Below are 23,817 nucleotides of genomic sequence, written 5' to 3' on the forward strand. Positions count from 1 at the left end.
CCCGCCATGCATACAATAACCGTCGCAGTCATTTAAAAACTACGCTTCTGACTCTCTCGGGAACCCTATGATTACTGCCGTCTACCCCGGAACATTCGACCCACTGACCCGCGGTCACGAGGATCTGGTCCGGCGTGCTGCCAGCCTGTTCGACCATCTGGTTGTTGGCGTTGCCCACAGCCAGGCAAAAAAACCGTTCTTTACTATCGACGAACGCCTTGAAATTGCCCAGGAAGTACTTGGACACTATCCAAACGTCGAAGTCAAAAGCTTTGCTGGTCTGCTCAAAGATTTTGTTCGCGAACAAAATGCCCGAGTTATTGTGCGGGGCTTACGCGCCGTTTCAGACTTCGAGTACGAATTTCAGATGGCCGGGATGAATCGTCACTTGCTGCCCGAAGTCGAGACGCTGTTCATGACGCCTTCAGACCAATACCAGTTTATTTCGGGCACGATTGTGCGTGAAATTGCCATTTTGGGCGGTGACGTCAGCAAATTTGTGTTTCCGTCTGTCGAGCGCTGGCTGCATACCAAAGCGGCGGCTCATCGCGAAGCGGCACAAGCCGCAGCGCAACTCGAACAACAAAAACAGGCTTAAGCCAGCAACCAAGCGCCGCAGCTATGGCATTGCATATCACCGACGAATGCATCAATTGCGATGTGTGCGAACCCCAGTGCCCTAACCAGGCCATTTACATGGGCGAGCACATCTACGAAATCGACCCATCGAAGTGCACCGAATGTGTCGGTCACTTCGATGAGCCGCAATGCGTGGTGGTGTGCCCGGTTGAATGCATTGAAATCCACCCCGAAAAAAACGAAACGCACGACGAGCTGATGGCCCGTTATCGTTTACTGACGGGTAGCGCCGACCCGGCCTGACCAGATTCAGGTCGTTCAATACAGAAATTACCGGGTACGTACGCTTATTCGGGCCAGCGCAATGCAAGCGCATCGGGGTGAATTTTCACCAAACGCGATTTTTGCCCCAAAAAATTAGATACCCAGGCTGCGGCCAGATCGCCCTCGTCGACAACCTTGACTGGCTGTTGCCCTAAATGGGCCTGACGAACAACACTGTCGTCATCTTCAATGACATCGAGCGGGATATCCATACGTAGCATGCCGGGCGCGCGCATTACCAGGTATCCGAAACTGAGCGTGACCGAAATGTCGGTCAGCAGCTTGCACTGGTCAGCCAGCAAAATTTGGCCGGCATCATCGGTAATTGCCCACCGTAAATGATACGGAGCGGCATCGACATCGTTCAGTGGCGCGCATCCGGCCACCGGATAATATTCATTGATGGTGCTCATCGGCCCAACAACCCCTTCAGTGTGTTCCCCAGATCTTTGACCGTATCGGCTGGCTTGGGCGCCGATGACGCCGCAGCGCCCCCTGACGGGGCCGGTGCTTTTTTATCGAGCAGATTCATTAGCCCGCGTTCGAGCAATTGCTTGGCAACGCGGCCACCAATTTCTTTCCATTCGACCGCGTATTTCATGTCGGTAAACGGCCCATGAACACGCACGGGAACGGTGACCCCCTGCAATTGACTGAGATCAGGCCCACCCTGCCCACGCGCGGTGTTGACCACCCGTACGTTCGAGACGACATCAAGCGTTTTTGTAACTAGGTTGATGGTCGCAGGCGACCCTTGCGAAACGCGCAACAACGGGGCCTCGACGGCCAGTTTACGCAGCGTACCCACCCCTTTATCAAAATTAAGGTTAGCTTCAAGCGAAGTGAACTGAGTTTCACGAGAAAGATCGTACTGCGCACCTAAATCGGGGATTTGACCACTGCTGATACGGCTTAATGCCTCGGAAATTTGCACCAGTGTTTGCTGAACGTTAAAGCCCTTGACGGCGCCATCGCGTAACGCCAGTTGCACCGAGCCCCCCAGGCCGGCTGGCAAGTCATCGACGGTATCGCCGCGGGTTGTCAGGTTGAGTTTAAGCGTGCCTGTGCCGGTCAGGCGATCTTGGCCCGTGGCAGCCGCCACCAATGGCCCTACCGACACCCCAGCCAGATTCAGCTGCGCGCCAAACACATTTTTTGATGTCACGCTGAATTTGCCGGTGGCGGTGCCGCCATATAAATTGGCCGACATCTGGCTGATGTCGAGACGACCTTTTTGTGCTTTGGCATCGAGGACAACATCGTCGGCTTCGATGCCGCGCCCTACCAACTTACCCACTTTGGCATTGGCCACAAGATCGATCGCGTCGAGCACGCTTAAGTCCAACTTGGGGGAAGCGGCCGGTGCGGCCGCATCGGCCGCAGGTGACGCTGCCGTATCAGATGCCGGCTTCTCTGTCGTTTCAGCCGCATCTGGGGCTGCTTTTGGCGCGGCCTGCACCACAGGGAAAAGCTTGTCGAAATCGAGTTCGTCAGCCTGCAGATTGAGTCGTACCGAAGGAGCGTCGAAACCCGCCACACGCGTCGAAAAACTTAGCGGGTTACCGTTCAAGACAGCATTCAGGTCGCTGTTGATCTCTTGCTTCTGAAGATTGGCCTGAAGGCTGCCAATAAGCGGGAACTCGAAACCGGCCGCACCCAACGCCTCGGCATTGATTTTCACATCACCCTTGATGGCTGTGAGCCCCAGCAGTTGCTCGGCAGCGCGCCACCGCACAGGCGACGACAAATTGACGCGAATCAGGCGGTCGGCCTTTTTGACCGTGCCGTCGACTTTCAGCTCTTTTAGATTGAGGTCTTGCGAGTTGCCGCCTAAACCCGACATCTCGAAGGCCAGCCCTGCCACGGATTCGCCGGACAACTTTAATGTGCCCGCAACGGTCTCGCCGGTTGCGGCTTCGGGCGAAACAGACAGATCGGGCGCGTCGAAAGCAACTTCGAAGGATTCGGCTGGCATTTTGCCAGAAGCCCTGACCGCAAGACGTTGAACCTGCAATAACGAACGGCTGGGATCAACTCTTAGTTGCGGTGCTGTCAGAGACACCTGCAACCCGTCGACCGCAGGCTGTTCGGGGGTCAGGCCTTGCACTTTGCCCTGCAACGCCACCGACAAACCCGTGGCGTCGAAATGCTTGTTGACGGCACTGTAGGCCACATTACCCTGCAATGTAATAGACTGGGCCTGGAGCTTGGCAAGTAAGCCCGTCACTTGAACATTAAGCTTCTGTGCCGAATATTGTTTTTTTAATGGATCGAGGCGCAGCAATGCCTGACCCTGAATATTGGCATCGGCGACCGGATTGTCACCGACCAGTTTCCCGCGCAACGTAACATCGAAGGGTTGATCGAACGTGACCCGACCGGTGCTGAGTTGAACACCTAACAACCGACCCATATAGCCTTTTTGGGCATCATTGAAATGGACTTCGCCGTCTTTCAGGTCGAGCCCGGCAATATCGATTTGCAATTGCGCACTTTCGGGCGTGAGTCGGGGGTCGAGGGCAACTTTACGGCCGTCGGTCGCCGAGGGCGTCGACACCCCGACGGTGGCCACGGCGGGCACCACTGCCAGAGCCGGGGCGGCGTTGTCGACCCCGTCGATAAGATCCTGAAAATTAAATATGCCCTGCGGCGAGCGCGTTACCCAGGCACGAAAACCCTCGACGGTGATGTGGTCGACCACGAGATTATTGGACAACAACGGCCAGATAGCGACGGCAACGCGGGCCTGCTGAACCGAGGCGAAAACGGTGGTGCTATTGCGGTCGGATACCGAAACGTCTTGAACGGTGAGCCCAATACGCGGAAACAACGACAAAGAAATGTCGCCATTGATCACGAGCGTGCGTTGGTAGCGCTCTGAGACCAGTTCCTGAACTTTGCTTTTGTATGCGTTGGGGTCGAACGTGAGCAGGAAAATAGCCAGCCCTAACAGTGCCAGAATAAACACTGCCACAGCGCCAACCACAATACGTTTGAACCAGACTTTCATTTAAGGCCTTCGGAACCCGGGCATGGCCCGACACTGCAAATAGACAAATACGCTCAATGCTAACCCAAGTCCAACCGTATTTCACGCTAGGCCAGCTCAATGGCGGAATTTTGCCGCGTAGGCCCAAGCATTACCAATGTTTTGATATGCTTGGCCGTCTAAAAGAACTATTTTCAACATCCAACCACGAGACAAGCACACATGAAACTTGAAACTCTGGCCATTCACGCTGGCTACAGCCCCGACCCAACCACAAAATCGGTCGCCGTCCCTATCTATCAGACCACGTCTTACGCCTTTGACAGCACCCAACACGGTGCCGACCTGTTCGACCTGAAGGTGCCCGGCAACATTTACACCCGCATCATGAATCCCACCAACGCGGTCCTCGAAGAGCGCGTTGCGGCCATGGAAGGCGGCGTCGCTGCCTTGGCGCTGGCGTCGGGTATGGCCGCGGTAACCTATGCCATACAAACCATTGCCCAAGCAGGCGACAACATCGTTTCGGTCAGCAAGCTGTATGGCGGTACATACAACCTGTTTGCGCATACATTCCCGCGCCAGGGCATTACGGTAAAGTTTGCGCCGCACAACGATATTGCCGCACTCGAAGCATTAATCGACGATAAGACCAAGGCGGTATTTTGTGAAACCATCGGTAACCCCGCTGGTAACATCGTCGACCTTCAGGCTTTAGCCGATGCGGCGCACCGCCACGGCGTGCCGCTTATTGTTGACAATACAGTGGCCTCGCCGGCGCTATGCCGGCCTATCGAGTACGGCGCCGACATTGTTGTCCATGCGCTAACCAAATACATGGGTGGGCACGGCACCACCATTGCAGGGTGCGTTGTCGACTCGGGCAAGTTCCCCTGGGCCGAGCACAAAGACCGCTTCCCGATGCTGAACGAGCCAGATCCGTCGTATCACGGCGTGGTTTACACCGAAGCCTTCGGCCCCGCCGCGTTTATTGGCCGCTGCCGGGTTGTGCCTCTACGAAACACCGGCGCAGCGCTCTCGCCCTTTAACGCCTTCCTGATTCTGCAAGGCATCGAAACACTAACGTTGCGCATGGAGCGCCACGTCGAGAACGCCCAGAAGGTTGCGGAGTTCTTGAAAAATCATCCGCAGGTATCTTGGGTGCAGTACGGCGGCCTGCCCGACCACCCCGAGCACGACCTGGCCAAAAAATATTTTGGCGGCAAACCCGCCAGCATTATGTCGTTTGGCATCAAGGGCGGCAGCGAAGCTGGCGCGCGGTTTATTGACGCCCTTAAACTGGTGCTGCGCTTGGTCAACATTGGCGACGCCAAATCGTTGGCGTGCCACCCGGCCTCGACAACGCATCGTCAATTGAACGAGCAAGAGCTGAAGTCGGCGGGCGTCAGCACCGACATGATCAGGTTGTCGATTGGTATCGAACACATCGACGACATTTTGGCCGACATTGCTCAGGCCCTTGACGCCAGCAAGGCCTAAACCCGTTACGCCCAACGTCGCCGCTGTGTGCCCAGGTAACCGGGCACCACAGCTTCGAGCGGCGTAGGCACAACCCCCAGCTCGGGCGCCAATGGCGCCCGAAGTACATTGTCGGCTTTAAGCGAATCGAGGTTGTCGCGCGACATGATGGGCTGCCCGGGCAAACACTCGAACAGACTTGCCTGCAAATAGCCCACAGCCCAAGGCAGCGAAACCACCGGCCTGGGATGCCCCGACCAACGCGCGGCAAAACCCACCAGTTCGGCCAGGGTGTAGGCCTGCGGCCCACCCAGCTCGTATGTATTGTTACGACACTTGGGGTGGGTAAGGCAAGCCAAAACCGCTTTGACGACATCACCGACATACACCGGTTGAAGCCTGGCATGCGCCCCAGCCAATGCCAACACCGGCATACAACGCGCCAACCGTGCAAACAAATTCATGAACTGGTCTTCGGGACCAAACACGACCGAAGGCTGCAAGATACTGAAATAAAGATCAGACTGACCTGTATAAGCGTCACGGATGACCTTTTCGCCATCTGCTTTCGAGCGGGCGTACCCGCTGGTGCCAGAGGAACTGGCTCCGAGCGCGCTGACGTGCACAAAATGGCGCACGCGAGCGGCCATGCAAGCCTTTGCAATTTTTTCAGGCAAATCGACATGCGCACGACGAAAGTCGGGGCCATAAGGCTGACCGCGGCGGCTGTGCAAGATACCCACCAAATTAACCGCAGCGTCGCAACCAGACACCAGACGCCCCAGGACGGCATCATCGTAGATGTCGGCCTGCAGCACATTGACGGTTGGCATGGGCAGTAAGTCACGGCCATGCGCATAACGACGCGTGGGGACAACGACCTCGTGACCTTCGGCAACCAGCCGCGCCACCAGATGCTGCCCAATGAAACCTGTACCCCCAGTCACCAAGACACGCATACAAAAGGCCCTCGCCGTTTAAAAATTACGATTCAACCGAAAACTGACGCCGATACTCGGAGGGCGTCATGCCAAATGCCGACTTAAAGCTGCTGGCGAAATGCGCCTGGGTGCTGAACCCGCAGCCCAACGCCACCTGCCCAATGCCGGCGGCCGGATTAGCCTGCAATTGCGTACACGCCAGTTGCAACCGTAACGACCAGATCAATTGGGCAACGGTAGTGTCGTGCGCCAAAAAAACGCGGTTGAGTGTACGCACCGACATATGCAAATGTGCGGCAACCGCTGCCGCATCCAGTTGCGGATCACATAGATTCTGCAATATGAAGGCTTCGGCTTTGTGGAAACGCGCTGCGGATGAATCAACCTGCGCATCGCACGGCGGCACCCCCATTAACTGGCCCAACAAGAACTGAATGCGTTGCGCCACTTGCTGCGCCTGCCCGGCCAAGGGCTGCTGCACAAAACCCGCCAGGGTCGTGCGCAATGACTGACTGACCCCGGACAATCGCGAACGTTGCGCGTCGATTTTGAGCGGCTCGGCGGGGCGTTTAAACAGCCCAGCTGCGCCACCTTCATCGAAGCTGATATCGACCAGAATTTGCCGTGTACCAGGCTGCGAAAACCCGAACAAATACGGACTAACCGTGGGATACACCACGACATCGCCCGGCTTTAACGTAATACAGGCGCCCGACTGATAAAAGAATGCGGCGCCATCGAGCAATACACTGGCAAACAGGGCATCTTTAGGATGCGTTTTAATCATTTGACGCGGGCGCTCGATGACGTGCTCGGCGCCACGAATATCACTAAGGCGCAAGACGCCCAAATCGAAATTGCGTTCGCCCACAAACAAGCCCGCCGGGCTGTAGTCGGAGCAACGCAACCCCACTAACTCGGCCGCGTTGTGGGCTTCCCAGTACTCAATGCGTTGATCGAGCGGAACGGCTTCGGTACTGGCATGAGAAACAGGAACAAAAGCGGTATCCATGGCATCTGCCTGAAAAAATATCGCGAACTGGACATCAGCATACCTTGTTGTCCGGTACAAGAAAACACCTCGTCGCAATGACGAAAGCCAAAGCGGGACACCCATGGCTAGAATGTCTTTGGACCCTCATCCATAACTTACAACACAGGAGACTTTTATGAGCAAACTCGGCGGCAACGAATTCTGGCGTTCCATCCCCCCCATCAAAGACGTTTTCAAGCCAGATGCAAAACCCGAAGCGTACATCCAGAACGCCCCGACAGACGACATGCGCTATTACGTCCCGTTCAGCGAAACAGTGTCTTCGCGCCCGCTCTGGATTTCACCCTCGGAAAACAAGTGGGCAGATATATTACGTGCCGACGCACCGGGGCTGATTAACCGCCATTACCATCCGCACGAAGTGTTTGCCTACACCATTTCGGGGCAATGGAGCTACCTGGAGCATGACTGGGTGGCCCGTGCCGGCGACTTTGTATACGAAACCCCCGGCGAAAGCCATACCCTGGTTGCTCACGAACACGAAGACCCAATGCGTGTGTTCTTTATTGTGAAAGGGCCACTGATTTGGCTGGATGAAGAAGGCAATTCGACCGGGCACTTTGACGTGCACGACTACATTGCGATGTGTAAGGCCCACTACGAGAAAGTCGGCATTGGTGCCGACTATGTCGAAAGCCTGTACCGTTAAAACCCAGCCGGGTTGCCTAGCCTTTTTGTATTAAGCTGGGCAACCAAAGCCCAATTTCGGGGAAAAACAAGACCGCCAGCAATACGCCCATTTCGATGATGATAAAAGGCATGGCGGCCTTGTACACCGTTGTAATACCTACTTCGGGCGGCGCAATGCCCTTCATGACGAACAACAACAGGCCAAACGGCGGCGTTAAAAAGCCCATCTCCATGGTGATGAGATAAATAACCCCTAACCAGACCAGGTCGATACCCAACGCGTTAGCTACCGGGATGAACAGAGGTACGGTAATCATGACCATGCTGACCTGATCAATGAAGCACCCCAACACCAGCAAAATCAGCATCATCATGAGCACGACAGTGAACGGGTCGGCCCCGGCACTGGTAATCAGGCTGACCATGCCACTGGTGGCCCCCGAAAACGCCAAAATTTGACTGAACGTGGTTGACGCCATGATGATGAACAGAATCATGGTGCTGGTTTTAGCCGTTTCAGACAGGGTGTCTTTGATGACCTTAAGGTTAAGGCAGCGATAGCAGGCCGCGGCCACAAACGAAGCTATTACACCCAGCGCTGCTGACTCGGTTGGTGTAGCAATACCGGCCAGCAGCGAGCCCACCACAACCACCAAAATACCCGACAGCGGTACAACGTGAATAAGGAACGGCATCCATCGCTCGGCCATGGTGCGTTGCACCGGTTCGTCGGCGGGGGCATCTTGCGGCCGCATTTTGGCGCGCACGACGATATAGCCAAAGAACAAAACGGCCATGATCAGGGCAGGAATGATGCCGGCCATGAGCAATCGCGAAATAGATATGCCCGCCAGACTACCCACCAGTACGGCCAGTGCCGACGGTGGAATAAGCATGGCTATAGCACCCGTGGCCATAATCGGCCCCATAGAAAGCGTGGGGTGATAGCCGCGCCGCAGCATTTCGGGCATCAACGAACGCCCCAGCATGGCGGTGTTCGCAATGGTAGAGCCCGACAACGTGGAAAACACTGTACCCGCCACAACAGACACCACAGCCATGCGACCTGGCACGCGCGTGATCAGGCGCTCGATGGCGTCGATGGCCTTGAACGCCATACCCGAATGCAGGAGAATTTCGCCCATTAAAATGAACAAAGGAATGGGCGCGAGGTTGTAATTGGTAATGGCTGTGACGACATTGCGTGTCATTTGCACCAAGCCAATTTCACCATTTAAAAACACAATGGCGCCAATAACGTTGACACCAAAAAAGGTTACGGCAACCGGCAAGCCCAACAACAGAAAAAACGCCAGCGCACCGACAAGCAAAGCTAAAGCAGAGGTCCAATCCATAGTGCAGTCCGGTTAGCGGGAATCGGTGACAGCATTCCGGCCAAGCCGGGCTTTGACCAACAATAAAAACTCGATGACCATGAAGAACATGCCAAAAGGCACGAAAAAGGTCACGAGCCACTCGGGTACCGTGAACGATTTGTACACCAGGCTACCGCGCTCGAAGGCACGCCAGGTCGCCAGTGCACTGTAGTAGAAAACAATAAAACAAATGACACTGCCCAGTAGCGCCGCAACCACCCCCACCCAACGCGCCGCGCCTCTGGGCAAGGTCGAAGTGATAATGTCGACACTGACGTGCGCCCCTTCGCGTAACACCCAGGGCGCAGCAAACACCGTAGCCACATAGATGGCATATTCCATGAGTTCGATGACCCAAGCCAGGCCGGCACCGGTGACGTTGCGCATTAAGACATCGGCGCCAATAAACACCGCCATCAAACCAAAAATGGCACCCGAAATAATGGCCAGACCTGTAACCACTGCGTTATAGGCCTGGCCAACAATGTGCTGAGACGACATATAGGTTTTGTTTTTTACGTTGAAACGCGATTAGTTTTTACTGAGCTTTTCGCGCAGGCGCGCGGCGGAGTCAGGGGCAACCTTTGTCACCTGCGCCCACCCGGCTTCGCGGGCAGTGTTCAGCCACTTCTCGCGCTCGGCGCCTTCAAGCGTGTAAACCTTCATGCCTGCAGCGGCCTGCTTCTTGACCTCTTCGGCGTTAATAGCCGCGTTTTCGGCGTTGGTCGACTCGAGCCATTCGGCCATCTTGTTGAGAAAGGCACGCTGCTCGTCGTTCAAGCTCTTCCATTTGTCGAGATTAAGCAGAACGTTGACGTCGACGTTATAAAAGCCCGGGTCGACGCGCGCTTTGGTAACTTCGTGCCAACCCAGGTCGAGAATGCCCTGGATAGGCCAGCCGTAGCCATCGGCCACACCACGTTCAAGCGTTGTGTAGACCTCGGAGGGTGGGGTTTGGATACTGTTGCCATTAAGCGCCTCGAAGAAGGCGCGGTAAACCGGCGTAACCCGCAGCGTTAAGCCAGACAGATCTGCCTTGGTGACGGGCTTGTTGACATACAAATGGAACGGAACACCGTCGCCGGTACGCGCTAGGTACCAGGTATTCATTTTTTTATTGTGCAGCTCGTTGATCAGTTCCCAACCGCCGTTTTTACGCAGCTCTTGCATGGTGTAGTCTGACAACTTGAGGGCATCGCCCTCGGGCAGAAGGTTGGAATAAAACGCAGTCGTCACGAACGCCATATCGACCACACCGGCAGAAACCGCGTTGCCGATTTCAAAGGGTGGAATAGCGGAAGGCCCACCAATAAGGTTAATTTTTACGAGGCCTTTACCCTCGGCATTGACTTTCTCAACGAAGCGTTCGAAGGGTCGCGCCACGGTAGACCCGGGCTGGAATGCAGTAACCGCGCGTAGCGTGACTTCTTGAGCCGCGGCAGGGGCCGCGCTGAACAGCATACCTACAGCCAAAGCGGCCGCAAGCTTGTTGAGTAGCTTCATGGTTGTCTCCTGTGTCTTGACGACTTTGAGTGTTTTCTCAAGTCTTGCACACTGCGGGACAAATGAACACTAGGGGTTGCCCCATGAAGTGAAAAGTCAGGCGGACTGTCTTGTTGCAAAACATTGTCACGTTAAATTCGGGCAAAAATACCGTTTGTGGCAACATCACCCGCTATCATGTGTGCACACTGACTGCGAGTGATATGCCTGCCCCTGACCGCCCCCTTGCTTTTGTCGACATTGAAACAACCGGTGCAACTGCAACCCGAGATCGGGTAACAGAGGTTGCCGTGATTACATGGGACGGTGTTGACACCACTACATGGTCGCAACTGGTCAACCCCGAAACCCGTATTCCGGATTTAATCACGTCGATAACGGGCATCGACAACCTCATGGTTGGCGACGCACCGCGTTTTGCAGACATCGCCCACGACCTGGCGGCCCGACTACAAGGCCACGTTTTCATTGCTCACAATGCACGCTTTGACTACGCATTTTTAAAAAACGAATTTCGCCGCGTCGGCATTGATTTTCGGGCCCCGGTGCTTTGCACAGTAAAGTATTCGCGTCGCCTGTTCCCAGAGCACCACAAACACAGTCTCGACGTCCTCATCGAACGTCATGGACTTAAAGTTAGCCAGCGCCACCGTGCCTTGGGCGATGCACAAGCCATTTTTGATTTCTGGCGCCTGACCGAAGCACAGTTTGCGACTGACCACCTGGAGTCTGTGCGCAAAGCCTTGCTGTCTCGTCCGGCACTACCCAGTCATATCGACCCCGATCTGATCGACAGCACTCCCGACCGTCATGGCGTTTACCTGTTCTATGGCGAAAACGACTTGCCCATTTACGTGGGCAAGGCCAACCGGCTACGTCAGCGTGTGTTGTCGCACTTTTCCGCCGACCATGCCATCGCCAAAGAGCTGACCTTGTCGCAGCAAGCCCGCCATATTGAATGGCAGGAATGCGCTGGCGAGATTGATGCCCTCATTACCGAAGCACGGCTGGTCAAAACGCTACAACCTACACTCAACCGGCAATTGCGACGCAACCGGGAACTATGCTCGTGGCTGGTACCCGCCGAAAGCTTTGATCAGCACGCGCCCCGCCTGGTGTACGGCCGAGATCTTGACCGAGGGCACCAGCCCAACTTATTCGGACTGTTCAACTCGGGCGCCGAAGCAAAAAAAACATTGAACGCTATTGTTAAAGAAGCCGGCCTGTGCCCCGTGGTGCTGGGCCTTGAAAAAGGCGCTGAAGGCAAACCCTGCTTTGCCCGACAGCTAAAGCGCTGCCGCGGCGCGTGTTGCGGCGAAGAGTCGGCCTCGCAGCATTATGTGCGGCTATTGGATGCCCTGGCTGGCTTGCGGGTTAAGTCCTGGCCCTTTGAAGGGCCTGCCATTTTGCGGGAAGGCAATGCGGTTCATGTCATTGACGGCTGGTGTCATTTAGGCACAGCCCGCTCTGACGAAGAACTACGGGCCTGCCTGAGCAACGGCCGACCAGGCTTTGACCGCGACACCTACCGGATTTTGATCAAGCACCAAGCGAAAATGCAGCGCTTGCCAGCTGCATTCGAATCTGAACTAGCTGACGCCGCAACATTTCTTGAGAACATGAATGAACAAGTTAGCAACCGAGGCCGAAGCTTCTAGTGCTTACAAGTAAACGGAAGGCTCAGCGTCAGGGCGTCGCTTAAACCTGCGATGCACCCAATAGTATTGTTCTGGTATCCGTCTGATTTGTTCTTCAAGAAACTGATTGGTGGTTATCGCGTCGGCTTTGTCGTCCCCGCTGGGGTAGTTTTGCAAGGGTTCAAAGATTTTCAGTGCATAGCCCTGGTAATCGGGCCGCACCTCGGTCACAAACGGGACCACGCGGGCACCGCTGATCTTGGCCAGACGGGAAACCGCCGTCAGGGTGCAGGTTTGAATGCCAAAGAAGGGAACAAATACCGAGTCTCGCAGGCCAAAATCCATATCGGCGGCAAGCATAATAGGCTTGCCTGTTTTCAAAACGCTCAGGGTTTGGCGGGCACTGGCACTGCGGGGTAGCATCACAGTTCCAAACCGCGATCGTTGCGTATAGGCAATTGTTTCCATCGCCTTGTTTGACATAGGCGTGTACAGCGAAGCCACGCCGTGCAAGATGGAGTAATACATACAGCCGGCTTCAATCGCGGCAAAATGAAAGCCCAGAAAAATTGTGGGTTGTTCGTAACTGTCCGCCAGTTCAATGGCGCTTTCCAGTGTGCTCAGGTCAAGCAGCGTCTGTCCCCTGCCATACCATTGCACGCCGCGCTCAAGGTAGCTGCGAATCACGTGCTGGAAAGTCGCCCTTCCCAAAGTATCCAGTTCCTGTTCGCTTTTTTCCGGAAAGCACAGCCGAAGATTGGTTTGCAGGATGCGTTTGCGTTTTCCGGGGAGGCGGTAAAGCAGGGAGCCCAGAGCGTGCCCCGTTCTTGCGACCCATCGGTAGGGCAGGCTGGCTAGCAGCCGCAACAGGCCGGAAATAAGTACGTGCTGGATTTTTTCACTCAAGACGGGTGCTCAGGAAGGTATACCGGGTGGTTTATCCCGGGTGAAGTATGACCTGACAGGATACAGGATGAATGTGTCATCGCTGCATAGCGTAGGCCCACCCATGCGTAATATCAGAAAAAAAGTCCCGTAAGATCTTACTCTTACGGGACTATGCTTATCTAAGCAAATTCGTGAAAATTTAACTCCGGTTCAGACGTTGAACAAGAAGTTCAACACATCCCCGTCTTTGACCACATACTCTTTGCCTTCGGCCCGCATTTTGCCGGCTTCTTTGGCGCCTTGCTCGCCCTTGTGGGCGATATAGTCTTCATAGGCAATGGTTTGGGCACGAATAAAGCCGCGCTCGAAGTCAGTGTGAATGACACCGGCGGCTTGCGGCGCGGTATCGCCAATATGGATCGTCCAGGCGCGGACTTCTTTGACACCGGCGGTGAAGTAAGTTTGCAAACCCAGCAACCGGAAACCGGCGCGAATCACGCGGTTCAGGCCGGGCTCGTCCATACCCATGTCGGCCAAAAACACGTTGCGGTCTTCATCGTCGAGGTCGGCGATTTCGGCTTCGACAGCAGCACATACGGCCACAACGGGCGCGTTTTCGGCCTTGGCGTACTCTTGCACGGCTGCCAGGTGCGGGTTGTTTTCGAACCCGCTTTCGATAACGTTGGCAACGTACATGCTGGGCTTGGCCGTAATAAAACACAGAGGCTTAAGCAAAGCCAGGTCGTCGGCATCGAGACCCAAAGACCGGATGGGTCGGGCTTCGTTAAGCGCCGGAATAACCTTTTCAAGCAGGGCCACCATTTTGATGGCTTCTTTGTCGCCTGCACGCGCCGTTTTCTGGTGACGCAGCAACGCCTTTTCGGCAGCCGTCAGGTCGGCAAGCGCCAATTCAGTGTTGATGACTTCGATGTCGGAAATTGGGTCGACGCGCCCTGCAACGTGAATGACGTTTTCGTCTTCGAAACAGCGCACGACGTGCACAATGGCATCGGTTTCGCGGATGTTGGCCAAGAACTGATTACCCAACCCCTCGCCCTTAGATGCCCCGGCCACCAAACCCGCAATGTCTACGAACTCGACGACAGCCGGCAACACGCGTTCGGGCTTGACGATTTCGGCCAAAGCATCGAGACGTGGATCGGGCACTTCGACCACGCCGACGTTGGGCTCGATGGTGCAGAACGGGTAGTTCTCGGCGGCAATGCCTGCTTTGGTGAGCGCATTGAAAAGAGTAGATTTACCAACGTTGGGCAAACCAACGATGCCACATTGCAAAGCCATGAGTATCCTGAAATTTGAACAATAAAAGGGCTATTTTAACTTGGCTGCCCCGAGACCGACGACAAGATCAGCCATATCACGAGGAGCGGACCTGCATTGAATATGGCATGTAGCGCAACCGCTGCCCCAAACCCACGGCGTACGCGGATCCAGGCCAAAACCAGGCCGGTCAGCCACTGTGGCAAAACCAACATGGGCATGACCCATAAGGGTGTTGCGTTGTACGAAAAATTACCCAGATGAATCGCGGCAAATGCCAGGCAAGACAAATGAATAACCCAGAAAAATACAGCGCGATACTTTTTTCGACGATGCCACATCCCGGCTGAAAACCGGGCTGTGGCACGCGCGTTAACCGGCCACCAAGCGGCCAGCAACACCAGTGCAACCAAGGCGATGGTTAACGCTTGCGGCCCGACAAACAAGGCACACAATGCGGCGGGCAATAGCCACCACAACTGCCAAAGGCGGCGCAGCCCGTAACGAAACACCAGCTCTTCGACCAGGGGTGCCCACAACACGGCTTGAAGCCACGGAATGCTGTCGAGCCGAAGACGGTGCTCGGCACCCCCTAAACCAGCGGCAGCGACGGCAATTGGCCCGAGCACCAACATGTTTAACAACCACAACAAACCGGCCCACTGAAACAGTCGTCCGATACGCAAACTTGGAAACCAGTCTTCGACCCAGCCGTCACGGGCGTGACGCCCAGGCAGTCGACCGAAATCGGGACGGCGCACAAAACGCACAAAGTCACGGAATTCGGTGCCGAAATCAGGCCAACCGTCTGCGACAGATGGCCTAGCCACTGTTGGCCTCGTGCAATTGGTTCATGGCTTGCGGATATCGACCTTCGAGGAGCGCCGGCATGACGGCACGACAACGTTCTAGCGATTGCTCGATTTGATCGAGCTCTTCGCGACGCGGCGCATTAAGCACAAACGCCGCGACCTGCTGCGCCAAACCCAATGTGCGCGGGTGACCGATACCAATACGCAAGCGCCAGAAATCGGCACTACCAAAGACAGCCTGGATATCGCGCAGGCCATTATGGCCGGCATGCCCACCACCCTGCTTAAGCTTGACACTGCCCGGCATCAGATCGAGCTCGTCGTGCAAGACCAGCACTTCGGGAGGAGTAAGTTTATAAAACCGCATAAGTGCACCGGCAGCCTGCCCGGAGCGGTTCATGAAGGTGGTTGGCTTGGCTACGATAACCTGCTCACCCGCCACCCTCGCCTTGGCCACCCAGGCAAAGAAAGCTTTCTCGAGTGTAAAACTGGCACGAAAATCATCGGCCAGTTGGTCGGCCAACCAGAAACCGGCGTTATGACGCGTTTTCTCGTATTCGGCTCCGGGGTTACCCAGGCCGATAATCAGGCGAATCGGAGGCTTCATTGCTGCCAACAAAAAGTATAAAGGGGCTATCGTAAAACAAAACCCCTGGCGGACAACCGTCAGGGGTTTTTTTGCACCCGGTGACTACGCACACGGGTACGACACAACAGTGCAAGCGATTACTCGGCTGCAGCTTCGCCAGCTGCACCACCCTTGACCATGGCAACAGCCAAAGCGGGGTTGGCATCGCCACCGTGAGCAACAAACGTTACACCTTTAGGCAGTGTAATGTCGGCCAGGTGAACAGTTTCGCCGGCAATCATTTTGCCCAGGTCAACTTCGATGAACTGGGGCAGGTTGCCTGGCAGGCAGCTGATTTCGAGCTCGTTCATGACTTGGCTGATGAGCGCACCACCCAGTTTGACCGCAGGCGATGCATCGCCGTTGATGAAGTGCAGAGGCACTTTAGTGTGGATGATGTGGCTGGCATCGACGCGCTGGAAGTCGACGTGCAGGACCAACTGCTTGAAGGGGTGCCATTGCACAGCACGCAGCAAAACTTTTTGCGATTTGCCTTCGAGGTCCATTTCGAGAATCGACGCGTGGAATTCTTCTTTACGAAGTGCGTGATAGATTTCGTTGTGATCGAGCTCGATGTTGATAGGGGCCTCGGGGCCGCCGTAAACAATGGCTGGAACACGACCGGCGTTGCGCAGGCGGCGGCTCGCACTCGTACCTTGGACGCTACGCAAAGTGGCATTAAATTTCATGGATAAAGCTCCGGAATAAAGGGCACTACGCCCCGTTAAAAAACAGCCATGAAGGCTGCAGTTACCTGCGGGCTGCCGCGACCAGCAAACCCGCAGTAAAAAATTTAATCGACAAACAACGAACTGACCGATTCGGCGTTTGAAATACGCAGAATGGTTTCGCCCAGCAACGACGCGCACGACAGCTGACGGATTTTGCCGCAATTGCGGGCGGCTTCAGACAGCGGGATGGTGTCGGTGACGACAAGTTCGTCGAGATCGGACGACGTGATGCGCTCGACGGCCTGACCGGACAAAACCGGGTGGGTACAGTAAGCATATACGCCCAACGCACCACGCTCTTTAAGCGCTTGCGCTGCTTTGCAAAGCGTACCGGCGGTATCAACCATGTCGTCCATGATGATGCAGGTACGGCCTTCGATTTCGCCAATGATGTTCATGACTTCGGACACATTGGCACGCGGACGACGCTTGTCAATAATGGCAAGGTCGGCCTCGAGTTGCTTGGCCAGTGCACGAGCACGCACCACGCCACCAATATCGGGCGAAACAACAACGACATCTTTATAGTTACGACGCCAGATATCGCCCAACAAAATGGGGCCGGCGTAGACGTTGTCGACGGGGATATCGAAAAAACCCTGAATTTGGTCGGCGTGCAGATCCATGGTCATGACGCGATCGACACCCACAACCTGAAGCATGTTAGCTACGACCTTGGCCGAAATTGACACACGCGCAGAGCGCGGGCGGCGGTCTTGGCGCGCATAACCAAAATACGGCAGCGCTGCCGTAATACGGCCGGCGGAAGCACGACGCAGAGCATCGACCATGACCATGATTTCCATGAGGTTGTCGTTCGTGGGTGCGCACGTAGGCTGCAACACGAAAACATCTTTACCCCGGACATTTTCATTGATTTCAACCATGACTTCGCCGTCGGAGAACCGGCCTACTGTCATTTTCCCGAGGGACATGTCGAGGTGGTTGACGACGTCGACGGCAAGGCGAGGATTAGCCGTGCCGGTAAAAATCATGAATCTGTCTTGTGCCATGATGGATGGGAGGTAGTTGCGAAGCGTTAAATAACAAAAGCTGTTGACCCGCACACCCTTTTTTATGGGGCCGACTCAACAGCTTGTATTAACTGCAAGCCTTTGAAAGGCTTTACACCAAATTTTTGGCTGGGGAAGAAGGATTCGAACCTTCGCATGCTGGAATCAAAATCCAGTGCCTTAACCAGCTTGGCGATTCCCCACCTGACTGTTTTACCAGTTGTACAACGGGTGATTAGCTAACCCGGGGCATACCCAAGTACTATTCACTGCCGCTGTGCTGCCGTTTTCATAGCACGCTATTTTACCGACAATTTTTTTCTGAAAGGCTTCGGCCTGGCTTAATGTTACAAACTCGACAAAAAGACAAGCGCCTGATCCTGTCATTCGTGGTGTTACCCCAAGGCTTTCGATAAAGCGGCTGGCATTTTGTACCGCCGGGTACTTTCCAAAAACAACGGGCTGCAAATCGTTTCGACCAAATAAAGCGTTGTTTGCATTACTGCCAACCTTCTTTTTTTGCTCAACCGATTCTTGCCAATCAGTAAAGACCGTTATTTTGACGTAATTTGTATTCCTTGTCAAATCGGGCGACGAAAAAATTCCTGCGGTGGGCACAGACTGCGTCGGTTGCACAACAACATAAGCCCGGTCAGGCATGGGCACCGGGCTAAGAACTTCGCCTATGCCTTCGGCAAACGCTGGCTGCCCAAAAATAAAAACAGGCACGTCGGCCCCCAGGGGCAACGCAAGCTGCATGAGTTGGTGACGGGTCAAGCCGGTACCCCACAACCGGTTAAGCGCAATGAGCGTACTTGCCGCGTCGCTAGAGCCCCCGCCCAAACCGCCCCCTGACGGAATATTTTTTCTGTAGCTGATCTGTGCACCAAATGAAGTACCCGATGCCTTTTGCAAAGCCATCGCGGCCTTAACCACCAGATCATCTTCGGGCGCAATGCCCGGAAAGGTGGTTTCACATACGATGCGACCATCGGTACGCAGATCGAAATCGAGGTAATCGTACAGACCGATAAAACGAAAGACGGTTTGCAGAAGATGATAGCCGTCGGGACGACGCCCCACCACATGCAGAAAGAGGTTTAACTTAGCGGGGGCCGGTACGTCGTATAACGCTGTGACACCAGGCGCGGGGGCTTGCAACACCATGACAGCCTTAAGAAGCGTCGACAACCAGGCGTACGCTGATCGACCTTTGGCCTTCGGTACGTTTAAGCTGCAACAAGCCTGGCCCCAGGTTGTCGTAACGCGACAACGTCACCGACCAACCGTCTTGCACAAAACGCGTCAGGCGGCCTTCAGCATCAGTTTCGCGCGACTGCACCAACCCCTGCCCCGTACGCCCCCTAAGCCAGTCGCGCAGACCCGCAACCGGAATAGCCACGCCGACGACTTCTTGCACCAGGGCATCGGCGTTAGGCGCCGTTTGCGTTGTGCCATTGCTGCGCGTTAACACGGCCTGCCCAGGCAATACTTCAACCCGAGCCAAGGTGCTGCCCAGCGGGTTGGCCAGGTCGAGCAACAAACGGTGGCCCGCGTCGTACCAGGCGAAACCACCCTGCACGGCCTGCGGATCGACGCCGACCTCTTCAACCGACACAGCGAACCGGCCGCTACGCTGAAAAGCCGGATCGGCGGACTGCACCTGAATGGCCGCGGGCGTAGCGCACGCCGCCAAAATGGCGGCAACCCAGACGACCAGAATACTGCGAAACCAAAGACGGTAACGCCCAAGGCGCGATGACAAACCCGTGCCGACAGCCAATTACTTCACCCCGAAACGACTAAGCGTTTTCAGCAAGGTGTCGTTATTCGGGTCTTTTTCGCGACCTTGCTCCCAGATTTTCAGGGCATCGTCTTTGCGCCCCATGGCCCAATAGACCTCGCCCAGATGCGCTGCAACGTCGGCGGCGGGCAAGGCGCGGAATGAACGCTCGAGGTATTGCACCGCCGCGGCGTAATCGCCCGTACGATACAAGTACCAACCAACGCTATCCAGAATATAGGGATTATTGGGCTCTAGCTGAAGCGCCCTTTCGAGCAAGGCCTGCGCCTCGTCCAGACGGATATTCTGGTCGGCAAAGGTGTACCCCAACGAATTAAAGGCATTGGCATCGTCGGGCTCAAGCACCATGACTTCACGCATGAGGCGCTCGAACGCCTCGAAATTGCCCTGGCGTTCGTAAAGCATGGCCAGATCGTATTTGATTTCGGCGCTATTAGGCACCGCCGCGTTGGCCTTGGCCAAGGTGTCGATGGCCAGGTCGGTGCGACCGCCGTCACGATATATGGACGCCATCGACATGGCCAGCACGGCACGCTCATTTTCGCTTTGGGGCGAAATGGCGTCGATGGTTTTACGAGCTGCAGTCAGATTGCCCATGCGGCCATAAAGCACGGCTTCATGCACGCGCACCTGAAACTCAAGCGCAGGCTCATCGATTTTGCGCAACTGCGCAATAGCTTCGGGCAAGTTGTTTTCTTGCTCGGCAATGCGCACGAGCATCAGCCGGGCGTCGGACGTATCGGCGATGGCATTACTGGCCTTGTCGTCGAGCGACTGGCGCCGCTGGGTTTGCACATTGATGTACTCGTTAAGTAAAGCCTTGGCCGCACTGTTATTACCGGCCCTGAAATTAACTTCGGCTTCGGTGTAGAGCAAGTCGAAATTTTCGGGGCTGCTTCGGCGCATTTGCTGGACTTGCCGCAACGCGGCGGCATAATCGCCGCGCTCGGCAAGCCGCGACACCAGCATCAGGCCAAGCCGCCCACTTTGCGGGTTGCGAGCAATAAAGGCTTGGGTAGCCGCAATGGCCGCCTGCGGGTCGACCTTAAGACCGTATTCGAGGATGCGCTGGGCAGCCTGCTCGGACGAGGGATCGAGTTCGAGTGCACGACGGGCATCGCCTAGCGCGCGCTGCGTATCGCCCCCCGCCCACGCGGCATCGGCCAGCGCCAGATAGGTAATAGGCAGTTTGCGAACCGGCTCGCGCAAAGCGGCGTCGAGCACTTGATAGGCTGCGCGCTTGTCGGCCAGCTTGCTGACAATAGCCGCCGCCTGACCCACTGCAGCGTCTTTATCGTCGGCCTTTTCGATGCGCGTCCAGAGTGCGGCGGCCAACCCTTCGGTTTTCCCGTTAGATGCGGACAAGGCCAGTGCGCTGGCAACGGCTTCGGGATCGTTGGGCGCCATTAAAGACCACAACTGAGCAGCCTGATCGGCCAGCCCAAAATTGCGACTAACCATGGCAAACTGGAACGCACGTTTGGCCAAACGCGGATCGGAGGTATCGCGCGCCGCGCCGAGCAGCAATTCGCTACCCAGGGTAAGGTCGCCACGCTGAACCGCAAATTCGGCCACCATCAGGCGGTATAGCAGTTCGGGCGTTAGCGTGACCGTGGGCAACGCATTAGGCCGCAAATGGATTTGCTCGACAGGTGTGGAAGGCGCATCGCCGGGCGCCGCGTGCGCCGCAGCAGAAAACTGCAGCAATGCCGCCGCCACAACAGAGGACAGCAGGGAAATCGAAAGTTTCATTAACAAGAACCGTCACAATTGCGCCGATAATACTGCGCCTGATGGCAAAATAACATAAAGCCGCATAGACCGTAGCCCCCCAATATGCCCGAATTACCAGAAGTTGAAACTACCCGTCGCGGAATTGCGACGGTCATGCCCGGACAAGCGCTCAGAGCCCTTAATGTCTTTGAGCCGCGTTTACGCTGGCCGGTTCCCTCCGACTTACCAGACCGGGTCAAAAACCAGGTCGTACGGGCGTGCGAAAGACGCGGAAAGTACCTGCTGATTGCGTTTGATCATGGCGTAATGATCGTCCATTTAGGGATGTCTGGGTCGTTGCGCCGGGCCCTGCCCGACGAGCCGGCAAAAAAGCACGACCATATCGAATGGCTGTTTGACGATGCCCGGTTTTTACTGCACGACCCTCGTCGGTTTGGCGCAGTACTGTGGCACGACCTGGCCGATGGGCCCGTGCTGATGCACCCTTTGCTGGCCAAGCTGGGCATTGAGCCCTTTGACGACGCCTTTACGCCCCAATATTTATTTAACGGGTTGCGCGGTCGCACACAAAACATCAAGCAGGCCTTGCTAAGTGGCGACATTGTGGTGGGGGTGGGTAATATTTACGCCTCTGAAGCCTTATTCAGGGCCCGCATCAACCCGCGCATCAAGGCCGGCAGCCTTTCGCTGGCGCGGGCCGAACGCCTGTGGGCAAGCATCAAGTCGACATTATCAGACGCGCTGACCTCGGGCGGCAGCACGCTTCGCGACTACGTTAATGCCACGGGTACGCCAGGCAGTTATTTCGAGATACACGCGGCCGTATACGACCGCGCCGGCCAACCTTGCCGCGTATGTCAGACACCCATTAAACGCATTGTGCAAGGGCAACGCGCCACCTACTATTGCCCAAACTGCCAGCGCCGTTGATAGCGACGCTGCAGCCCAAGAAGTGCAGACTAGCGGTTGGCAAGCTACATCAGCACCTTGCCCGGATTCATGATCCCTTTGGGGTCGAACACCGCCTTGATACGGTGCATCAGCGCCATTTCGACCGGGTCTTTATACTGGGGCAAGACATCGCGCTTGAGCTGACCCACGCCATGCTCGGCACTGATCGAACCGCCTAACCGATACACGCTGTTGTGCACCAGTTCGTAAACCTGGTCTTGCAACGCAAGCAAATCATCTTCTGATAGCTTGCTACCACGCGTAATGTTGTAGTGCAGATTGCCGTCGCCCAGATGACCAAAAATAACGTGCCCCAACCCTGGAAAACGAGCCTGCACGGCCTGGTTTGTCGTTTCGATGAACTCGGCCATTAGCGACACAGGTACCGATACGTCGTGCTTGATGCTTTTACCCTGCATTTTTTCGGCCAGCGGAATGCTTTCACGCAAGTGCCATAGGGCCTTGCTTTGGGCAATGTTTTCGGCAATGACAGCGTCGATGACCAGACCGGACTCGATGGCACTGCCGATAATGGTCTCGAAACGTTCGCGGGCGTGATCCGCACTTTCGGCGTCTGAAAGCTCGAGCAAGGCATACCAGGGCAGTTGTGCCGACGCCCCTTCGAACGGCAACCGCTGTTGCGGGAAGCAATCGTTGACGGCTTTGAGGCAATTACCGGCGATCAGTTCGAATCCGGTCAGGGCGGGCCCAAAACCCTTACGGGCCACCGACAGCAGAGCCACCGCGTCTTGCACGCTGTTAACCCCCACCAACGCCGTGCATTGCGCGACAGGTAAAGGGTAAAGCTTGAGCGTTGCTGCCGTAATGACACCCAACGTGCCTTCACTGCCGATGAACAGGTCGCGAAGATCGTAGCCGGTGTTGTCTTTGCGCAGGCCACGTAAGCCCTGCCAAATCTGGCCATCGGCCGTAACGACTTCAAGCCCCAGCACCAGGTCGCGCGCATTGCCGTAACGCAACACCTGCGTACCCCCGGCGTTAGTGGCCAGATTACCGCCAATAGTGCAGCTGCCCTCGGCAGCCAGCGACAGGGGAAACAGGCGATCGGCATCGCGGGCCGCCTGCTGCACCGTCTGCAAGATACACCCCGCCTCGACGACCATGGTGTCGTTGTCGACGTCGATACTGCGGATGCGATTGAGCCTACCCAGCGACAAGACCAAGGCGCGACCGGAGTTGTCGGGGGTGGCCCCGCCGCACAAGCCTGTGTTACCCCCTTGCGGCACCACGGGCACGTTATGGTGATTGCACCATTGCATAACGGCCGCGACCTCTTGAGCCGAGCCCGGCCGAACGACGGCCAGCGCCGCGCCGGTATAACGGCCTCGCCAGTCGGTTAAATAACTTTCGGCATCGGCGCCGGTCAGGACATTGGGTGCGCCAAGCAGGCGCACAAGTTCATCGAGCTGGGTCATGGCTTACCTCGTAGACATACATTTTTC

Annotated in this window: 23 protein-coding genes and 1 tRNA gene; 6 read left to right on the top strand and 18 right to left on the bottom strand. The window is 56.0% G+C overall.

The features are described from left to right. Positions 1 to 67: 67 nt before the first annotated feature. Together coaD and PuT2_RS03375 are read left to right on the top strand one after the other, a co-directional pair. Complete coding sequence (coaD, locus tag PuT2_RS03370) at positions 68 to 598, top strand: pantetheine-phosphate adenylyltransferase (protein ID WP_093969634.1); 531 nt, start codon at positions 68 to 70, stop codon at positions 596 to 598. Further along, entirely contained in the window at positions 520 to 882 is a 363-nt protein-coding gene (locus PuT2_RS03375; protein ID WP_233575031.1) for a YfhL family 4Fe-4S dicluster ferredoxin, read from the top strand. The genes coaD and PuT2_RS03375 overlap by 79 nt, the downstream gene beginning before the upstream one ends. Before the next feature lie 44 nt (positions 883 to 926). Here the strand turns inward: PuT2_RS03375 and PuT2_RS03380 are convergent, their stop codons facing one another. Together PuT2_RS03380 and PuT2_RS03385 are read right to left on the bottom strand one after the other, a co-directional pair. Next, positions 927 to 1,316, bottom strand: coding sequence for an MOSC N-terminal beta barrel domain-containing protein (locus PuT2_RS03380; RefSeq protein ID WP_093969636.1), 390 nt, complete (start codon positions 1,314 to 1,316; stop codon positions 927 to 929). After that, positions 1,313 to 3,913 carry an AsmA family protein gene (locus tag PuT2_RS03385; protein WP_093969637.1) on the bottom strand — a complete coding sequence of 867 codons (2,601 nt, stop codon included), beginning with the start codon at positions 3,911 to 3,913 and terminating at the stop codon, positions 1,313 to 1,315. The genes PuT2_RS03380 and PuT2_RS03385 overlap by 4 nt, the downstream gene beginning before the upstream one ends. Before the next feature lie 201 nt (positions 3,914 to 4,114). Here PuT2_RS03385 and PuT2_RS03390 point away from each other — a divergent pair, with 201 nt between their 5' ends. After that, positions 4,115 to 5,392, top strand: coding sequence for a bifunctional O-acetylhomoserine aminocarboxypropyltransferase/cysteine synthase (locus PuT2_RS03390; protein WP_093969638.1), 1,278 nt, complete (start codon positions 4,115 to 4,117; stop codon positions 5,390 to 5,392). A 5-nt stretch (positions 5,393 to 5,397) separates the two neighbouring features. Here PuT2_RS03390 and PuT2_RS03395 read toward each other — a convergent pair whose 3' ends face one another. Both PuT2_RS03395 and PuT2_RS03400 read right to left on the bottom strand, forming a co-directional pair. After that, a complete protein-coding gene (locus tag PuT2_RS03395; protein ID WP_093969639.1) occupies positions 5,398 to 6,330 on the bottom strand; it encodes a complex I NDUFA9 subunit family protein in 933 nt (310 codons plus the stop codon). A gap of 25 nt (positions 6,331 to 6,355) precedes the next feature. Then, complete coding sequence (locus PuT2_RS03400) at positions 6,356 to 7,324, bottom strand: helix-turn-helix domain-containing protein (RefSeq protein ID WP_158214002.1); 969 nt, start codon at positions 7,322 to 7,324, stop codon at positions 6,356 to 6,358. 157 nt (positions 7,325 to 7,481) lie between these two features. Here PuT2_RS03400 and PuT2_RS03405 point away from each other — a divergent pair, with 157 nt between their 5' ends. Beyond that, on the top strand, positions 7,482 to 8,015 hold the full coding sequence (locus tag PuT2_RS03405) for a 2,4'-dihydroxyacetophenone dioxygenase family protein (RefSeq protein WP_093969641.1): 534 nt from the start codon (positions 7,482 to 7,484) through the stop codon (positions 8,013 to 8,015). A 16-nt stretch (positions 8,016 to 8,031) separates the two neighbouring features. Here the strand turns inward: PuT2_RS03405 and PuT2_RS03410 are convergent, their stop codons facing one another. The 3 genes from PuT2_RS03410 to dctP are packed head-to-tail and all read right to left on the bottom strand — an operon-like array spanning position 8,032 to position 10,875. Then, positions 8,032 to 9,351, bottom strand: coding sequence for a TRAP transporter large permease subunit (locus PuT2_RS03410; protein ID WP_093969642.1), 1,320 nt, complete (start codon positions 9,349 to 9,351; stop codon positions 8,032 to 8,034). A gap of 12 nt (positions 9,352 to 9,363) precedes the next feature. Beyond that, positions 9,364 to 9,873, bottom strand: a complete 510-nt coding sequence (locus PuT2_RS03415; protein ID WP_093969643.1) for a TRAP transporter small permease — start codon at positions 9,871 to 9,873, stop codon at positions 9,364 to 9,366. Positions 9,874 to 9,903: 30 nt separating this feature from the next. Continuing rightward, positions 9,904 to 10,875: a TRAP transporter substrate-binding protein DctP gene (gene dctP, locus PuT2_RS03420; RefSeq protein ID WP_093969644.1), complete on the bottom strand. Its 972-nt coding sequence runs from the start codon at positions 10,873 to 10,875 to the stop codon at positions 9,904 to 9,906. 110 nt (positions 10,876 to 10,985) lie between these two features. Here dctP and PuT2_RS03425 point away from each other — a divergent pair, with 110 nt between their 5' ends. Continuing rightward, entirely contained in the window at positions 10,986 to 12,533 is a 1,548-nt protein-coding gene (locus tag PuT2_RS03425; RefSeq protein ID WP_254046925.1) for a 3'-5' exonuclease family protein, read from the top strand. Positions 12,534 to 12,536: 3 nt separating this feature from the next. On the opposite strand, the gene PuT2_RS03430 is transcribed toward PuT2_RS03425, so the two are convergent. The 10 genes from PuT2_RS03430 to PuT2_RS03475 form a co-directional block, all read right to left on the bottom strand. Beyond that, complete coding sequence (locus PuT2_RS03430; RefSeq protein ID WP_093969645.1) at positions 12,537 to 13,418, bottom strand: lipid A biosynthesis lauroyl acyltransferase; 882 nt, start codon at positions 13,416 to 13,418, stop codon at positions 12,537 to 12,539. Positions 13,419 to 13,610: 192 nt separating this feature from the next. Then, positions 13,611 to 14,702: a redox-regulated ATPase YchF gene (ychF, locus tag PuT2_RS03435; protein ID WP_093969646.1), complete on the bottom strand. Its 1,092-nt coding sequence runs from the start codon at positions 14,700 to 14,702 to the stop codon at positions 13,611 to 13,613. Positions 14,703 to 14,737: 35 nt separating this feature from the next. After that, on the bottom strand, positions 14,738 to 15,511 hold the full coding sequence (locus tag PuT2_RS03440) for a type II CAAX prenyl endopeptidase Rce1 family protein (RefSeq protein ID WP_093969647.1): 774 nt from the start codon (positions 15,509 to 15,511) through the stop codon (positions 14,738 to 14,740). Further along, positions 15,504 to 16,100, bottom strand: a complete 597-nt coding sequence (pth, locus tag PuT2_RS03445; protein ID WP_093970050.1) for an aminoacyl-tRNA hydrolase — start codon at positions 16,098 to 16,100, stop codon at positions 15,504 to 15,506. Before pth ends, PuT2_RS03440 begins: the two co-directional genes overlap by 8 nt. Before the next feature lie 119 nt (positions 16,101 to 16,219). After that, entirely contained in the window at positions 16,220 to 16,810 is a 591-nt protein-coding gene (locus tag PuT2_RS03450) for a 50S ribosomal protein L25/general stress protein Ctc (RefSeq protein WP_093969648.1), read from the bottom strand. A 104-nt stretch (positions 16,811 to 16,914) separates the two neighbouring features. Further along, entirely contained in the window at positions 16,915 to 17,865 is a 951-nt protein-coding gene (locus PuT2_RS03455) for a ribose-phosphate pyrophosphokinase (protein WP_173862506.1), read from the bottom strand. Between the two features lie 126 nt (positions 17,866 to 17,991). After that, positions 17,992 to 18,068 (bottom strand) — tRNA-Gln (locus PuT2_RS03460). Between the two features lie 10 nt (positions 18,069 to 18,078). Beyond that, positions 18,079 to 19,032 (bottom strand): 4-(cytidine 5'-diphospho)-2-C-methyl-D-erythritol kinase, encoded by a 954-nt coding sequence (gene ispE, locus PuT2_RS03465; RefSeq protein ID WP_093969650.1) that lies wholly within the window; start codon positions 19,030 to 19,032, stop codon positions 18,079 to 18,081. 7 nt (positions 19,033 to 19,039) lie between these two features. Beyond that, positions 19,040 to 19,648, bottom strand: coding sequence for a lipoprotein insertase outer membrane protein LolB (gene lolB, locus PuT2_RS03470; RefSeq protein WP_254046926.1), 609 nt, complete (start codon positions 19,646 to 19,648; stop codon positions 19,040 to 19,042). Next, on the bottom strand, positions 19,649 to 21,421 hold the full coding sequence (locus tag PuT2_RS03475) for a tetratricopeptide repeat protein (RefSeq protein ID WP_093969651.1): 1,773 nt from the start codon (positions 21,419 to 21,421) through the stop codon (positions 19,649 to 19,651). Between the two features lie 84 nt (positions 21,422 to 21,505). On the opposite strand from PuT2_RS03475, the gene mutM reads away from it, so the two are divergent. Next, entirely contained in the window at positions 21,506 to 22,333 is an 828-nt protein-coding gene (mutM, locus tag PuT2_RS03480; RefSeq protein WP_093969652.1) for a bifunctional DNA-formamidopyrimidine glycosylase/DNA-(apurinic or apyrimidinic site) lyase, read from the top strand. Between the two features lie 44 nt (positions 22,334 to 22,377). On the opposite strand, the gene PuT2_RS03485 is transcribed toward mutM, so the two are convergent. After that, positions 22,378 to 23,790 (bottom strand): FAD-binding oxidoreductase, encoded by a 1,413-nt coding sequence (locus tag PuT2_RS03485; RefSeq protein ID WP_093969653.1) that lies wholly within the window; start codon positions 23,788 to 23,790, stop codon positions 22,378 to 22,380. Positions 23,791 to 23,817 lie beyond the last annotated feature (27 nt).

It is taken from the genome of Pusillimonas sp. T2, from assembly GCF_002236805.1.
Classification (GTDB): domain Bacteria; phylum Pseudomonadota; class Gammaproteobacteria; order Burkholderiales; family Burkholderiaceae_B; genus Neopusillimonas.